A 15,477-nucleotide genomic window follows, 5' to 3' on the forward strand; every position below is an offset into this window, starting at 1 on the left:
TTCTTTTTCGTTTGAGTTGAAATGATCATTGAAAAGAGGTTGGGTATGGTTCAGTTATTGGTTGTCGTATTGTCTTATATGTTGATTCCCATTTTGATTAGAAGGAAGGTCAAGCTGAGCTATACGCTGCTGATCACGGCGACTGTTTTGAGTGTGTTTTCCGGCATAGGCGGCGGGGCAATCCTGGGAATTCTGGGATCGCTGTTTACGTCGGTGTCGTCGTTGAATACGATTTTGGTCGTGTCAATGGTCAGCATGCTGGGCGGGATCATGAAGCATTATGGAATTCTAAACCGGGTGGTTGAGAAGCTCCAGACGATTACCGGGAACAAGAAGGTGTCCATGATGCTGATTCCGGCGCTGATTGGGGTGCTGATCGTGCCGGGGGGTGCTATGCTTTCGGCGCCGTTTGTGAATACCATCGGCGAAGAGCTTGGGATTTTGCCGGCCCGGAGGGCGGCGATCAACCTGGTATTCAGGCACGTGGCCATGTTTGTGCTGCCGTTTTCGACGTCGCTGCTGGTGATTGGGTCCATTCTGCCGGAGCTGGACATTTACAGGATTATTGGGCTGAATCTGGTGATGGTGGCGGCTATGCTGGGGATAGGGCAGCTGCTGTTTCTGAGGGAGGTCAAGGTGCCCAAGGTCGAGAAGGCTGAGCGGTCGGGGCATAAGCTGGCGGATATTAAGGCGCTGTTGCTTTACAGCTCGCCTATTTACATTTGTGTACTGATCAACCTGATCTTTGGAGTACCATTTTATGTTGCCATGGTGGCGAGCCTTGTGACGGCTTATTTTTTAAGTGACAAGAAGGATTTTTTCAAGGTGGCTGGAAAGTCGTTTAACCTTCATATAGTCTTGACGGTGATCGCGGTGCTGGTGATGAAGGATGTCATTCTTCACATGGAGGACCTGATGGGGATGGTGAATGCCATGTTCAGCGCGAGCGGCAGTGTAGTGATGGTATTTGCCGTCATTTTCTTCACGTCGCTTTTAATAGGCTATATTACGGGCTACAGCGTGGCATCACTGGCGATTACGCTGCCCCTGATTTCTGAGCTTGGGGCTTCAATTGGGTTACTGCATGTCTATACGTATTTTGCCTTTGGATGCGCATTTATTGGGTATTTCTTTTCACCGCTTCACCTGTGTCAGGCGTTTACGCTGCAGCTCATGGGCGTGACGACGAATGAGCTCTACGCCCAGTACAAGCTCTACGCGCCGCTGCTGCTTGGGACGCTGATTGCGTCTGTGGCGGTTATGCTTGGGTTTATGAGTGTGATTTAGGCTTTGGACTCTTGAGGCATGGGACAAAAATATAATCGATTGGAATGATCTTTTTGAAATTCAAGGAAAAAATAATTCAGTTCATGGCCGGCAGAAATGGCGGGGACCAGCTTTCGACTTTTCTCATCTTGATTTCGCTGAGCTTGACTTTGTTGGGTCAGGTGCTGGATCAGGCATTGCTGGTGGCGGTTGGGTATGTGCCGCTGGGTGTGGCGGTTTTTAGGATCCTGTCCAGGAATGTGGAGAAGCGGCGGCTTGAGAATTATAAGTTCGCTATTTTTCTGAGTCCGGTCTATGGCAGGCTGCATAAGCTTAACAGCCGGATGAAGGCGGCTTCTGAGGACGCGAAGGTCAACAAGTACGTTAAGTGCCCCCAGTGCAAGGCCGTAATGCGGGTGCCAAGGGGGAAGGGCAAGATCAGGGTAACTTGTCCAAAGTGTCAGAATAAATTTCAGACGAAGTCTTGAGTGAAATTAATGAAGGTGCGCATGATCAGATTGCCGGTTGGGCAGGGGTTGATCTTCGCACCTTCTTATTTTGTTTGTTGGTTGGGGACAGGGACACATGGCGCGGGACAGGGACACGTGGTTGGGGACTGGGCCGCGTTGGACACCTAATTAATCAGTGTGATCTGGACCATGGACTTTTCTGTGCCACCAAGGCTGTTGGCGGTGACCATGACGGAAACTTCGCAGTCCCCGCGCTGGCCGGAGAAGATGGTCATCTCGCCCATGTTCATAACCTCAATGTCCTCTGAGTCAGCAAAGACAGTGGTGTAATAGGCGGAAATTTCAGCTGGCGCAGCAGTGGTTTTCAGGGTAAGGCTGTGGCCTGAAGATACACCGCCTTCTGAGAGGGACTCGTAAATCACAATAGCGGCGTTTTTAGGAAGCGGTACAACGTCGAGGGGATAATCCTCTGGGAGCGCCATGTCAGAGTCGAGGTCGACGGAGGCATTTCCTTCAGCCTCAGCGTTTGCCCAAAGGTCATACAAGACATTCAGCTGACCGTATTCGACCTCCGCTTCAGGCTCTTCTTCGAGACTTAACCTGCTGAGAATAGTATGCAACGCATTCAGCAACGACGTGGACTTGGCAGCAGCAGCGGTGAGATCATCTCTCGCGTCTGAAAACGCTTCCAGAACTGGAATAACCTGAGCGGGATCCGTGTCCGCTGTGATTGGCGCCATGGCCTGGAGCAATGAAAGCTGCACTTTCATATCTGCTGCAGCTTTGCTGTAAGCCTCGAAGACACTGATGAGCTCCGGCAGGGCTCCGCCGTAGCTTACAGACAGGCGCTGCTGTTCAGTGCCTGCATCAGGGTCGCCTGAAGTCTCGAGGACAAAATTTTCAAGACTGCGTGGTGTACCGCTGCTTTCAGGTTCTCCTGAAGACTGGCTGGCCTGAAGTCCGTCGCCTCCAAGACCATCAAGACGGTCCAGTTGGCTTGGGACGTCGGGATCTGTGACAAGGGCGTCAGCGTCGCGAAGGGCGCGGTTTGGATCTGACGCATATTCAATGCCATCAGATGAATTTGGATAGTTTGACAGCACAGAAGAAGCGTCCGCCATACCTTTCATGGCATCCCCCAATTTGGCAGTTTCCTGCCAGGCCTCAACCCGGTTTTTGGCGAGGGCTTCATAAGTCTCCTGGTCCGCTTTGGCTTCGCGGATTTCTTCTACTGATGCCATAGCTTCCTCATAGGTGATCTTGACGTATTCACATTCGAAGGCGCCGCTTGGGAAACCGTAAAGACCGTTGGTGAGCTGGGCCATGGTCGTGAGACTTTGGTTATAGGTTCGCTGGGTGTAGATGTCCGGAAGTCCGGGGATCAGGTTCAGGACCTCGTAGGACACTTCGTCAGGTTGGTTGGACAGGCTGGTGACCTGGGCAGAGTCGGTCCTTGTTGAACTGAGGGTTACCCAATAGAGGTTTTGGGTGGGTGGATTTGTGAGGATGACTTTGTCCTCAGGTCGCATGCGGATGGGATTTAGAGGAAATAGAAGCTCGTAGTTTGAGGTGGCGAGGAGGGGGGACTGGGGACCATCGGCAGAATCACTGGAACTGGAAGTGTTGCCGGCGCTGGTGTCAAAGCCCTCGCTGCCCTGGGTGCTGGCAGAAGCGTCCATCAACTCTTTTTTAACGAGCTGGCCAGTGCCATAAACCTCGTAGAGCTCGCCGCTGTAGCTCATGGTTTCCTTATCGCTGAAGCCGGTAATCAGGTCTGTGTAGATAATGCGGTCTTCCCCGGAGTAGTAGAGCGCGCGGGCGATCAGATAGACCTGGCGGGTTTTTGGATCGTAAATGAGCACGTCCTCGGATTCAAAGAGGTGATCGCCGGAACCGGAGAGTTCATCCCGTTCGGATTCACCTTTAATGATGGAATCGTCCATGATGGTGGCTTTGCCTTTGTAGAAGGCATAAGTGGCCAGGACCCTCTCCTTGAGGTTGTTCCGGTCCTCAATTTCCTTTTCCAGCGCTTCGGGAATGCCCTGAAAATCTCCGGAATTCTGCTCTGGCGCGGGTGGGGGTGCCGGGGATAGCGTGTTTCGGTTGCAGCCGGTGAGGGTTAGCAGGGACAGTGCCAGGATGATCAAACTTATGTAAAGTGCGGTGGGAATCTTGAGGGTGTGATAATCTGCCTTCTGCTTTTTCATGGGGTGCCCTCCTTGAGATTGGACTGTTTGGTGTGAGACTGGGCCGCGTGGTGTGGGACTGGGCCGCGTGGTGTGGGACTGGGCCGCGTGGCTGAGGACTGGGCCGCATGGCTGGGGACTGGGCCGCACCACCAACCCCAACACGCCAGACACACAGTTCACGCATTTACATAATGATATACCCCAATAATCCCCAAAGAAAGCTATGGATTAAATCGCGAACAAAGCTTATAATGAGGTCAAACTCGAACAAATTGAGCGAATTGAGAGCAACACTTCAAGAGCATCATAAGACAAGGCGGTGAGACCACTTGAAGGTCATGATCGTAGGCGCGGGAAAATTTGGATACAGGCTCGCCGAAACTATGGATAAGGAATGCATAGAGGTCACAATTATAGATACGAAAAAAGAGGCCATCGAGCACGTCAAATCCCATCTCAAGGTGATGGCGATCACGGGCAATGGCCTGGACAGCAAGCTTTTCAGGGAGCTGGACGCACAGACCTACGACATGTTCGTGGCGGCGACCAGCAGCGACGAGACCAACACTATAGTCTGTTTCCTTGCGAAAAAGCACGGCATCAAGAAGGTAGTGGCCAGAATCCGAAAGCCCGAGAACGTTCGCCAAAAGGAATACCTCAAAAATGACATGGGCATTGACCAGGTCGTCAATCCGGATCTTGCCACCGCCCAGGAGATCACCCGCTTTCTCATGAAGGGCTACCGTTTCCAGTCCGGCGATTTTGAGCGCAGCAAGCTCGTCATGATGGACATCCTGGCAGCGAAGATGCCCAGCGTCATAGGCAAACAGGTCAACCAGCTGAGGCATGCAGAAAACTTTGAAGGCCTGCTGATTCCTGTCATCAAACGAGACGGCGTCGTTATGGTTCCGGACGGCAGCACGGTGATCGAAACAGACGACCTGCTGTTTATCATAGGCAAGAGCCCCCGCCTCAGTGAGGTGCTGAAGCGCTACCGCATCAGCATGGATACCCGCCAGATCAAAAAAGTTATGATCTTTGGGGGCGGCAAGGTGGGCTTTTTCCTGGCCCGTCAGCTGCTGCGCCTGGGTGTGCGCGTCAAAATTGTCGAGCAGGACCGCGACCAGTGCATGTACCTCAGCACCAGCCTCCCGGACGCCATCATCATACACGGGGATGGCACAGACATAGAGCTGCTGGACGACGAGGATCTGCCACACATGGATGCGTTTATTGGCGTCACCGGCTTTGATGAGCACAACCTCCTGATGGCCCTGCTGGCCAAGCAGGAAGGCGTCCCGGTCGTCGTCTCCAAAGTCGGTAAATTCAGCTATCTCAACCTTCTCAGCAAGCTGAACATAGACTTTTATCTGAACCCAACGGACATCTCCATCACTGAAATCCTGAAATATGCCAGAGGCGGCCAGATTGTCGCCGCCACCATGCTCCTTGAGGGCCAGGCGGAAGTGGTCGAGATTATTGTCCATGAAGAACTCGCCTGCGTCGGCCAAAAAATCAAGGACCTCGACCTCCCAAAAGGCCTCGTCATAGGCGCCCTGGCACGCAATCACCAGGCCATCATTCCAAATGGCAGCACCGTCCTCACCGTGGGTGACCGCCTCGTCATTTTCTGCATGAACTCGAACCTGGACGCCCTCAAGACCTTCATCCGTCCGAGCGACGGCGGCCTCCTGCGCCAAATCACCTTCCGTCCTGGGACCCAAAGCGACACTGCCCCAGAGGCTCTGCCGATGGTCTCCCTCAGCCGCATCAAAGCCGCCGCCAACATCACCGACATTTCCGACGAATAGGTTTAAACCGTTAAAATAGGGTAACAGTGCAATATGCAATAATGTCAATTTTCAAAACCCCGGGTTACCGTCATCCGGGCAAAAATCAGGCAGAACACAAGTCAGAACTCAGTTGAAACCAAGAAAGGGGAGTATCCATCATGTTATGGAAATGCACAGTCTGCGGCTATCTTCATGAGGGTGATGAGCCTTATGAGGTATGTCCAAAATGTGGCGCGCCAAAAGAAAAAGCCGTCCAGCTGACCGAAGAAGAAGCCAAAAAAGTCTTTGCTTCTGACCGCACCAACGACATTCACATGGAGATCATCAATCTGGCCATGAAGATCAAGGATCTTGCCAAAGAAGGTATTGAGATCAACCTCGACCCTGCCTGCGTTTCTGATTTCAAAAAAGCACACGACGAGGCCTGGATCATCAAGGAGCGCAGCAAAGCTGAGCTTGCCGGCCACATGGGCAAGGGCAAGTGGTAGGCAACTTATAATTTGACGTGGCTTTATGAAGCTACATAGGATAACCCGCAGAGATGTCTGCAGGTTGACCGGATAAACACAAAAAAGTAACGACCATGCGAGCAGATTTAAGCCACTTGACTCGCATGGTCGTTTTTTTTCTTTAAGTTCCTTTTTATCCTTGCGCGTAAACTTAATCCAGCATCTCCGAATCCATAATGACGTAATTGGCCCTGTGGATGTACAGGCTTTTCCCGTCAATGTTCAGCCTGGTCATCTTTGGAAGGTCTTCTGGAACTGTGACATAAACGTCCTTTCCCTGAAACACCCCAATGGGGATCCCCATTTGACTCGAAATAATAATGGTCTTGTCTTTGCCAATCTGATTCTTGATGTCGTTGACGTAGCGGTCAAAAGGCACGAAGCCGCCGCCCTGGCCGCCGCTGGCCTGCGTTGGTACGGCGTAGTCCTTGACCATGTCGAGGCCTGTTTCCGCGAAGATCACGGTGTTGCCAACCTGGAACATTTGATTCCCGTTGACGGTGATCTCAATGACCTCGGATTCAAAGCCCGGGTTCTCAACGTCGAAGTTGGACGAGTTCTCAAGCAGCCCCACGGTTATTTTGCTGCCGGTGACCTCAAGGGTTTTGTCGGCGTAGTCGTCGTACACAGAGATGACAAATTTCTGACCGACCAGGTCCCCTTTGATTTTTGCCACCGCGTCCCGGATGCCGGCACAGCCTGCTGCCGAGGCGGCGAGGATGACGACAAGAGTCAGAAGCGCAATAATTTTTCTTTTCATTGTGATGACCTCCATTTTCTGACCAATACTGAAGCTTATAGTACCATATTGCAGGGAGAAATGCGAGTGAGGTGGGCATGGGAAGAGGGGGTTGGGGGTTGAGACCATCGGCAGAGCAGGCGTTTTAAAGGGAAGCGCGTCTCACTCTGTTTCCGGCGGCGCCAATTCTTCCCATTTTATATTACCATTTGAAAATAATTCGCATCTCTCTTTGCATTTCTGGTATACTGAAAAAGGCCTTCAAGCGGGCTTTTATTTTTTTAGTGGAGTTGAGAGGTTTGATTCAAGAACTTATAAAGATTTTATCCATAGAAATGACCGTTCTGCTGACGGCGGCCATGCCCATTATTGAGCTCCGGGGCGCCATTCCTGTTGGGATTTCCCTGGGCCTTTCGCCCATGCACGCAACTGTGATCAGCTTTATTGGCAGCATGATCCCAGTGCCGTTTATCCTATTCGCCATTCGCCCCATTTTTAATGCCCTGAAGAAAACAAAGACTTTTGACAAACTGATTCACAAGCTTACCCATCGCTCCCTCAGCAAAAGCGGCAGGATCCAGAAATATGGGGCTTGGGGTCTGCTGGTCTTTGTCGCAATTCCTTTGCCGGGAACGGGCATATGGAGCGGCAGCCTCGCGGCGGCGCTGCTGGATATGCGCTTTAAGTGGGCGTTTCCGGCGATCCTGGTGGGGAATCTCATTGCGGCTATTTTAATTTTTGCCCTCAGTCACGGTGTTGTTTCGTTCATGGGCGCATAGAGTGAACTGTATGGAAGAAGCTGTATATAAGAAGCTGTATATAAGAAGCTATGCCAACAATGCTGCGCGTATTAAAAGGCGGAAAGGGACGCCCCTGCTGGGTGACCGCTGCCTTTATTTTTTTGCGCCGACCTTGCAATTTAACGAAGATTTTAGTAAAGTGGGAACAAATATGTGCTAAGGGTGGTTGCGAATTATGCTGACAAAATACAACCTGAAACACGAGGACGCGCTCCTGATGATTATTGACATTCAGGAAAAGCTGGTCCCTACTATGAAATATGGCCAAGAGGTTATCAAGAACACGAATGTCCTCATTGAAACTGCAGAAACCTTTGATATGCCTGTCGTCATCACCGAGCAATATACCAAAGGGCTTGGGAAAACTGTTGAGAATCTCAATCTTGAGCCGGAGAAATCCAGATTCTTCGAGAAAATGGCCTTTTGCGGGCTGACCCCGGAGGTGGAGGATTACCTGCGCTCCACGCACAGAAGAAGCGTCATCATCACGGGCATGGAGACTCATATCTGCGTTTATCAAACTGTCAGAGATCTTTTGACAAAAGGTTATAACGTCTATGTCGCAAGGGACGGCGTCTGCTCCAGGACCAAAGCCAATTTCAAGAACGCGCTGGCGCTCATGTCGGAGATGGGCGCAGTGGTCAGCAACACGGAGACCCTGATGTTTGATCTGCTTAAGGTGTCTGGTACGCCGGAGTTTAAGAAGCTGTCGAAGCTGATAAAATAGTCGTCAAATGACAAACGAATCATTGGGGACAGTCCCCAATGATTCCCCAATGATTCCGCCAACCAAAAAGTGCATTTAACAATCATTAGAATCATTAGGAACCGTCCCTAATGATTCTAATGATTCAGCGGGTGGGGGCAGGGGGCCATCTGCCCAAAAAACAAAAAGAGCACGGGCTTCCCGGAAAACTTGCCAAGAGTGGCAGGCCTCCAAAAAAGTCCGTGCTCTTAAATTCGCATAACTAAAGCTGCGGGCGTGTTAGCCTTCAATCAGCCGGATCTCATTAGTGAGCTCCGCGGCCTTGCTCAGCATGTCCACAACGCCGCAGTAGCGGTTCTGGGAGAGGTGGACGGCCTTCTCGATTTGTTTCATGGAGGCCTGAAGGTCCTTGCCGGTGAATTCGTAGATCAGGTGGATTTTGGAGTAGACTTTGGGATGCTCCTCGGTCATGTCCGCTTCAACCTTGATTTCAAAGCCGGTGTAGTCGACTTTCATCTTGTTCAGGATGGACACCACGTCCATGCCGGTGCAGCCGGTGAGGGCCGAGATGAGGAGCTGCTTGGGGCGCGGGCCCCGGTCCTTGCCGCCAAAGTCGTCTTCTGCGTCCATGATGAGCTTGTGGTGGCCGTCCAGAGTCATTTCAAAGGCCATGCCGCCCCTGTGTGTGGTGGTATATTCGTGCTTCATCTTAATTCCTCCCAGGTTTTCGAGTCTGTTGCCGCGGCTGCGGCAGGTTCTTTATTTCTATTCTATGCTGTTATTTTAAAAATGCAAGGCTGGCCGTTTCTTCAGGTCTCACGGCAACGCGCAGCCGCCTGATCATGGCAATTATTCTTTGAAAAAAGGGTGATGGAAAGTGCTTGAACTTAAGCTGAAACGCATTTATGACCCCGCGTCGGAAGAGGATGGCTACCGTGTCCTGGTGGACCGGCTTTGGCCCAGGGGGGTCAGCAAAGAGCGGGCGGCCCTGGACGACTGGGCGAAAGACCTGGCGCCAAGCCCGGCCCTGCGCAAGGATTTCTGTCATATACCGGAGCGCATGGCGGACTTCACGGTCCGCTACAGCATGGAGCTCGACCAAAGTGCTTTTGCCGATGGTTACGCCGCCCACCTCCAGCACCTCTTATCAGAAAAGCCGGTGACCCTGCTTTATGGCGCCAAGGATCCCGTCGTCAATCACGCGGTGGTGCTCAAGGCCTGGCTGGAAAAACGGATTGAGGGCATATAGATAAATACAAGGATAAAAAGGGAAGCCGGGGGATCACTGGCTTCCCTTCGTTATGAGCGGACTTTGAGTCCTAAATTATTGAATTGACTCTATAGTGTCGAGGAACGCCTGAAGCGGCTGGTTGCCCACGAGTTCGTGCTCTTCGTTGATGATGATCTTAGGCACGCCGGAGACGTTGTATTTGTCCGAGAACTCGGCAAAGGTCTGTGCTTCAATCATCTCTGCCCGGATGTTAGGATTCATGAGGGCCAGCTTGTGGGCCTTTTGGACCGCCCCTGGGCAGTGCGGGCAGCTCAGGGTCACGAAGACTTTGATATCGATTGGCTTCTGAATGGCTTCAATGCGGTTTGTAAGCTCTTGAGGCATTTCGCTCTCAGCACCGGAAACCTCCATGAGGGCAGGGATCAGGGAGTTGATCTCGTGGCCCGCTGGGATGCCGTTGAATTTAATGCGCTTGTAGTCGCCCTTGCCATCTAACAGCACAATGCTTGGGACGAGCTCAACGCCATAGTCCGCAGCTTTATCCGCGTCTTTTTTCAAGTCGTATTCCACAAATTTTATCTTATCGTTCAGTTCTGAGACTTCCTGCATGTAACTTCTCGTCTCTGTGCAGCTGTAACAATCACCCTCTGTAAACAGAGCAATGGTCACGTCGCCAGCCAGATCGTTAAAGATGTCCTTCAGTTGTTTTTCCAGTTCTGCGTCAAACATTTTCATTATAAGTTCCTCCTTGGGTTTGTATTATTTAAATTGAGTTTGATGGATATAGTCATTCGCGGCAAGGGCGGCAACCGCGCCGTCGCTTGCTGCAATAACAATCTGCTTGTAAGGGAAGTTTGTCACGTCGCCGGCGGCAAACAGCCCCGGAAGGTTGGTCGCCTTGCGGTGGTCAGTGAGGATTTCGCCGCTTTCGCTTAGCTCGACGTACTTCTTGAAAGGTCCGGTGTTTGGCAGGTAACCAATTTCTATAAAAATACCATCCCCTGCGAGGACTTTAGTTTCACCGGTATCTGCGTCCTCAACCTTAATACCGGTCATGGCCTTATCGCCCACGATCTCAAGTATTTTGGTCTTCAAGTGAACCGTTATTTTAGGATCTGCAGTCATTTGATTGATCAGGATCTGGTCTGCCCTCAGCTGGCTGCGGTGCACCAGGGTCACTGAGCGGGCGTGCTTGGAAAGGTCCAGGGCCGCTTCCACCGCGGAATTGCCGCCGCCGGCCACAAAGACGTCCTTGTCTTTAAAGAGCGGGCCGTCACAGATGGCGCAATAGGCGACACCTTTGCCGGCGTAGTCTTTCTCACCGGGCACGTCAAGCTTTCGTGGCTTTGACCCTGTAGCAATGACCATGGTCTTTGCTTTGTAGCTTTCGCCAGTGGACACAACCACGTTATGGAATTTGCCTTCCTGAAAGTAGTCTATGACCTCAGTTTCTTCCAAAATGGGAACCTGCAGCTTCTGGACATGGGCAGCGAAGCGCTCCGCCAGCCCCTCGCCGGTGGCGTCCTCGACGCCAATGTAATTGTCCACGGTGGAGGTGTCCAGCACCTGACCGCCTTTTTTGACGCCCAGGACGCCGACCTTGAGACCTTTTCTCGCGCCGTAGAGGGCGGCGTTCAGTCCGGCTGGTCCGGAGCCTATGATGAGCAGATCATATAGAATCTCCTGGTCAAGGGCAGACTTTTTACCGGTACCGCTGTCAAAATTGAATGAAAGATTAAGCTTCATCGTGATTACCTCCTTGGGGACGAAACTTGAATATCTGGCGAAAAATAATGGAGCTTCAGTTTGATGAGCTCTCATTAAAGACAGATCAAGAACAGACTACTTGTTTAAAATTTTGCATATTGAGGATTCCGACAAGCCGCCAAACAATTCGCCAAGCTCTTTCAATGAAAGGGTGGATTGCCTGCGGAAGTCTTTGATCAGCTGATTGCGGCAGGTTTTGTCCTTCAGCAGGTCGGTGGTGTTTTTGCCGTCTTCTTTGGCGAGGCGCTCAAGATGTCCCTGGGCCTCGCGAAGTGTCGTGATGCAGGCTCTGCATTCGGTTTCCTGTACCCTGCTGTTGACCTCAGTGAGAGACGCACCGCTGTAGGCGTCCGGTGTCAATGAAGAAATCCATTCCAGGGGCAGGGGGTGCTGCAGGTCGTAATGACAGTAGCTGTTGAACGGACTGTCACTTTGCTTGTGAATTTTCTGGATTTGAAGCGCGACTTCCTCTGAGGATTTAAGAGGCAGACTTTTGTACCGGTCCCTGAAAAGCGGGTGGTCGCATTTGACGTGCATGGCATAGCCTATGTTGATGCTCTTCATAATGTTTGACAAGTCGCTGCCGTTTGGATCCAGCACAAGATGATAAGCATTTGGGGAAAGCATGCAATAAGCATAGAGTTTAAATTCGAACTTTTTCTGGGCTCGCTTCAAAACTTCAAGAAAGTAGGCCCGGTCTTCGTCGCTGCTGAAAAGGGGGCGTTCGCCACTGCTGGTCTGATGGATGTAAAAGATGCCGTAGGTTTCTTTAACACGGGCTGTTCTCGCCATCATTAACCCCTCCTATGGCTCTACTATACAGCATTGCTTTAAAAAAATCAAGTACCGTCCCCGAAGTTTTTTGGTGAGGGACAGGGGCGCATGGTTGGGGACAGGGCCGCGCCACGCGGCCCTGTCCCCAACCGCGCGCCCCTGTCCCTCCATTCAATTGCAAAAGGCCGTGCCCAGAAACTCTGAGCACGGCCTGTAATGTAAACCTACAGTTCACTATAATTAAATATGCATCTGGCCCGCCTTAAATCACATCCAGCGGCACCTTCCTGTCCGGGGCAGGGAAAACCTCCTCCAGGCGGGCCCAGTCCCCCTCTGAAAGCGTGACATAAAGCCCCTTGATCAGCTCATCCACGTGCTTGGCGTTCGAAGTACGGGGAATCGCGGCCACGTCAGGATCACGCATAGCAAAGAGCAGCATCAGCTGGTGAAAATTGATTCTGTTCCTGGCGCACACAGAAACCACAACCGGATGGGATACCAACTCCTTTTTCAGCGCCCCGCCTTGAGCCAGCGGCGAATAGGCCATCAGAGCCACGCCATGAGCTTTCATCCACGGCCGCAAGCTGAACTCAATGCCCCTGGAGCCCAGATGATACATGACCTGATTCACAGCGCATTTCTCGCCGCCCGGCACAGAAAACAGCGCCTCCATGTCCGCGACGTCAAAATTTGAAACGCCCCAGCGCTTGATCTTTCCGCGCGCCACCAGATCCTCCATGGCCGCCACGGTATCCTGCAGCGGAATCCCGCCCCGCCAGTGCAATAAATAAAGGTCAAGATATTTTGTGCCCAGACGTGCCAGCGTCTCCGAACAGCTCGTCACAATTTTCCCCGGGCAGGCATTGTGCGGATAAACCTTCGATACCAGGAAGACCCCGGAGCGGTCCACGTCCTGAATCGCCTTCCCAACAATGGTCTCTGCGCCGCCGTCGCCATACATTTCCGCGGTGTCGATCAGACGGATCCCCTGATCCAGCCCCCGCCGGATCGCCTCGACCTCCCTGGCCTGATAGCGGAACTGCTCGCCAAAAAACCAGGTCCCCATGCCAAGCCGCGGCATCATAGTGCCGTCCTTCAGACGAATATCCTCAAGCTGAAGCATTTTTTCACCACCCTCCACCCAACTCTTAAACACAGTCTTAACTATAAAAACGCACCCGCAGCCTATGAGGCTATTCTTCGTCGTGATACTTGAAGGAGACTTTCAGCTTGGTTCGGAATAGAACCGCTTTTCCCTCTTCGATTTGAAGGTCCATTCTGATGACCTCCGCAATGCGAATGTCCTTAAGAGACTTCGTAGCCAGCTCGACGGCCGCTAAAGCCGCTTTTTCCCAAGACTCTTCGCTGGTACCAATCAACTCAATAACTTTATAAACGCTTTCAGCCATTTTTGTCGCTCCTTTTGATCTGTCAGGGTAGTGGACTGCGACAGCTGTTCTGCCTTCTGGCGCGGGTGCGCTTCCTGCTGTCAAAGTGAAATAAGCTGCGCAATGTAGCTTTGAAGTCTATACTTTTTATATATATCCCCCTGTTCGCCCATTAACCGCCTGAACACAAATTTCACCTGCCGTTTCGCCTAAACTGCCGCGAATGAAGCATCGCTGATAGGGTATAGATGTTTTAGACCACGGCCTTTTTTGCCGATGGTCCCCCATCCCCACCCCACATTCACAAAACACCTCGAGGGAGGATTTGCATGAGACGAAAAGACCGCGAAATGAAGTGGGGACGCATGGAATAGTACGGGAAGGCTTCGCGGCCCCAAGGGGCCAGAAGTCAGAGAAATCAGTGATGTTTAAGAAGGAGGCGGCCTATGTCATTAATTGTTTGCGTTTTCGTCGGAGAAGGGATCGTGCTGGCCAGTGACAGCCGCTCGACCTACAACCGCGTTGAGGAGACGAAGGAGAAAAAGATCCAGACCCTGGGGATTCACACGACGGATACCACCTATAAGACTTTTTTGTGCCCCAACAACATAGGCATTTCTGTCTGCGGCGAGGTGTCCATTGACAACAAGCCTATGACGGGGTACATTGAAGCGTTTATCAGGGAGCAGATGGGGCCGGATACGGACATAGACACAGTGCCGGAAGCGCTGATTCAGTATTTCAATACGTTCAAGGACGTTCCCAATTCCAATTTTTTCGTTGCGGGCTATAAAAAGGTTGGAAGTGCCGTCGGTTCGGGAAGACCTGGCAGTACAGACGGCCCTGCAGGAACCAGAAGCCCCTCAGTCATCACCAGCGCTGCCGGCTCAAACAGCGTCTATGAAAAGCGGCTTTGGAACCTCAATATCAAGTCCAAAAAGATAAAGAGGGAAGGCACGGAAAATCAAGGCGCCTCGTGGTCGGGCGAGGTGGATGTACTGGCCAGGCTCCTGAGTCCGGCTGAGATCAGAAAGCCGGATGGGACCACAGTCAGCTTCAAAGCCTACGACATCTCCTGGAATTACTTTACCCTCCAGGATGCCGTGGATTTTGCTGAATTCGCCATCCGCACCACCGTGGACACTATGAAGGTGCAGAATCGCCTGAAGACGGTGGGCGGGCCTATAGATATTTTGATCTTAAAGCCAGGTGAAGCATACTGGCTCCAGCGGAAAGTGCTTAGCGTTTGAGACTTCAATCACACAGGAAAGGATGGTAAATATGACTGTAAACATCAGGCCGGTCACCCTGCAGGATCTTGAGGCTGTTGCAGAAGTTGAAAGTGCTTGCTTCCCAGAGGCGGAGGCGGCGTCCAAGACCTCCTTTGAACAGCGTATCAAGACGTTTCCGGACAGCTTTTTTGTAGCGGAATTAGAGGGCAAAGTTATTGGCTTTATCAACGGCAGCGTCATCAACGGCAAAGTCATCTATGATGACCTGTTCCACGACACCAAGCTCCATATCCCTGAAGGAAAATATCAAACCATTTTTGGCCTGGACGTCATTCCGGCGTACAGAAAAAAGGGCGTTGGTGAGATGTTGATGGCCCACATGATAGAAACGGCTCGAAATGCTGGGCGTTATGGCCTTGTGCTGACCTGCAAAGAGCATCTGATCCACTATTATGAAAAATTTGGATTCGTAAACCTGGGGATTTCTGGATCGACCCATGGTGGGGCTACCTGGTATGACATGATCTTGGAATTTGATAATATCAATTTGTAATATAAGTTTTCAAAGTTTAAATAATTGGGACGCAAGGTGGCGCCATTGTCAATGATTCAA

General features: G+C 51.7%; 18 protein-coding genes. 10 read left to right on the forward strand and 8 right to left on the reverse strand.

The window, feature by feature from the left end:
- Window positions 1-45: 45 nt before the first annotated feature.
- Entirely contained in the window at window positions 46-1,287 is a 1,242-nt protein-coding gene (locus BLP63_RS05405; RefSeq protein ID WP_170829307.1) for a DUF401 family protein, read from the forward strand.
- A 53-nt stretch (window positions 1,288-1,340) separates the two neighbouring features.
- Window positions 1,341-1,754, forward strand: coding sequence for a zinc-ribbon domain-containing protein (locus tag BLP63_RS05410; protein WP_242870806.1), 414 nt, complete (start codon window positions 1,341-1,343; stop codon window positions 1,752-1,754).
- Window positions 1,755-1,900: 146 nt separating this feature from the next.
- Here the strand turns inward: BLP63_RS05410 and BLP63_RS05415 are convergent, their stop codons facing one another.
- Entirely contained in the window at window positions 1,901-3,943 is a 2,043-nt protein-coding gene (locus tag BLP63_RS05415) for a hypothetical protein (RefSeq protein ID WP_092589894.1), read from the reverse strand.
- Window positions 3,944-4,263: 320 nt separating this feature from the next.
- On the opposite strand from BLP63_RS05415, the gene trkA reads away from it, so the two are divergent.
- On the forward strand, window positions 4,264-5,736 hold the full coding sequence (trkA, locus tag BLP63_RS05420; RefSeq protein ID WP_242870818.1) for a Trk system potassium transporter TrkA: 1,473 nt from the start codon (window positions 4,264-4,266) through the stop codon (window positions 5,734-5,736).
- Between the two features lie 140 nt (window positions 5,737-5,876).
- Complete coding sequence (locus BLP63_RS05425) at window positions 5,877-6,206, forward strand: rubredoxin-like domain-containing protein (protein WP_092589896.1); 330 nt, start codon at window positions 5,877-5,879, stop codon at window positions 6,204-6,206.
- 172 nt (window positions 6,207-6,378) lie between these two features.
- Here BLP63_RS05425 and BLP63_RS05430 read toward each other — a convergent pair whose 3' ends face one another.
- Complete coding sequence (locus tag BLP63_RS05430) at window positions 6,379-6,987, reverse strand: DUF5052 family protein (protein WP_092589897.1); 609 nt, start codon at window positions 6,985-6,987, stop codon at window positions 6,379-6,381.
- 278 nt (window positions 6,988-7,265) lie between these two features.
- On the opposite strand from BLP63_RS05430, the gene BLP63_RS05435 reads away from it, so the two are divergent.
- The 3 genes from BLP63_RS05435 to BLP63_RS05440 are packed head-to-tail and all read left to right on the forward strand — an operon-like array spanning window position 7,266 to window position 8,493.
- The gene (locus BLP63_RS05435) at window positions 7,266-7,745 is read left to right on the forward strand and encodes a COG2426 family protein (RefSeq protein WP_242870807.1); all 480 of its coding nucleotides are present in this window, start codon (window positions 7,266-7,268) and stop codon (window positions 7,743-7,745) included.
- Between the two features lie 10 nt (window positions 7,746-7,755).
- A complete protein-coding gene (locus BLP63_RS16805; RefSeq protein ID WP_170829308.1) occupies window positions 7,756-7,926 on the forward strand; it encodes a hypothetical protein in 171 nt (56 codons plus the stop codon).
- A 15-nt stretch (window positions 7,927-7,941) separates the two neighbouring features.
- On the forward strand, window positions 7,942-8,493 hold the full coding sequence (locus tag BLP63_RS05440) for an isochorismatase family protein (RefSeq protein ID WP_092589898.1): 552 nt from the start codon (window positions 7,942-7,944) through the stop codon (window positions 8,491-8,493).
- A 258-nt stretch (window positions 8,494-8,751) separates the two neighbouring features.
- Here the strand turns inward: BLP63_RS05440 and BLP63_RS05445 are convergent, their stop codons facing one another.
- The gene (locus tag BLP63_RS05445; RefSeq protein ID WP_092589899.1) at window positions 8,752-9,180 is read right to left on the reverse strand and encodes an OsmC family protein; all 429 of its coding nucleotides are present in this window, start codon (window positions 9,178-9,180) and stop codon (window positions 8,752-8,754) included.
- Between the two features lie 169 nt (window positions 9,181-9,349).
- Between BLP63_RS05445 and BLP63_RS05450 the strand changes: the two genes are divergently transcribed.
- Entirely contained in the window at window positions 9,350-9,721 is a 372-nt protein-coding gene (locus BLP63_RS05450) for a DUF488 domain-containing protein (protein ID WP_092589900.1), read from the forward strand.
- A 75-nt stretch (window positions 9,722-9,796) separates the two neighbouring features.
- Here BLP63_RS05450 and pdo read toward each other — a convergent pair whose 3' ends face one another.
- From pdo to BLP63_RS05475, 5 genes are all read right to left on the reverse strand, one after another.
- Window positions 9,797-10,438, reverse strand: a complete 642-nt coding sequence (gene pdo, locus BLP63_RS05455) for a protein disulfide oxidoreductase (protein ID WP_092589901.1) — start codon at window positions 10,436-10,438, stop codon at window positions 9,797-9,799.
- A 24-nt stretch (window positions 10,439-10,462) separates the two neighbouring features.
- Entirely contained in the window at window positions 10,463-11,449 is a 987-nt protein-coding gene (locus BLP63_RS05460; protein ID WP_092589902.1) for an NAD(P)/FAD-dependent oxidoreductase, read from the reverse strand.
- A 96-nt stretch (window positions 11,450-11,545) separates the two neighbouring features.
- Window positions 11,546-12,265, reverse strand: coding sequence for a transposase (locus BLP63_RS05465; RefSeq protein WP_207646419.1), 720 nt, complete (start codon window positions 12,263-12,265; stop codon window positions 11,546-11,548).
- A gap of 241 nt (window positions 12,266-12,506) precedes the next feature.
- A complete protein-coding gene (locus tag BLP63_RS05470; RefSeq protein ID WP_092589904.1) occupies window positions 12,507-13,367 on the reverse strand; it encodes an aldo/keto reductase in 861 nt (286 codons plus the stop codon).
- A 70-nt stretch (window positions 13,368-13,437) separates the two neighbouring features.
- Window positions 13,438-13,653 (reverse strand): dodecin family protein, encoded by a 216-nt coding sequence (locus BLP63_RS05475; protein ID WP_092589905.1) that lies wholly within the window; start codon window positions 13,651-13,653, stop codon window positions 13,438-13,440.
- A gap of 425 nt (window positions 13,654-14,078) precedes the next feature.
- Between BLP63_RS05475 and BLP63_RS05480 the strand changes: the two genes are divergently transcribed.
- Together BLP63_RS05480 and BLP63_RS05485 are read left to right on the forward strand one after the other, a co-directional pair.
- The gene (locus tag BLP63_RS05480; protein ID WP_092589906.1) at window positions 14,079-14,882 is read left to right on the forward strand and encodes a hypothetical protein; all 804 of its coding nucleotides are present in this window, start codon (window positions 14,079-14,081) and stop codon (window positions 14,880-14,882) included.
- 31 nt (window positions 14,883-14,913) lie between these two features.
- A complete protein-coding gene (locus BLP63_RS05485) occupies window positions 14,914-15,417 on the forward strand; it encodes a GNAT family N-acetyltransferase (protein ID WP_092589907.1) in 504 nt (167 codons plus the stop codon).
- Window positions 15,418-15,477 lie beyond the last annotated feature (60 nt).

The organism is Acidaminobacter hydrogenoformans DSM 2784 (genome assembly GCF_900103005.1).
In the GTDB taxonomy this organism is placed as follows: Bacteria; Bacillota; Clostridia; order Peptostreptococcales; family Acidaminobacteraceae; genus Acidaminobacter; species Acidaminobacter hydrogenoformans.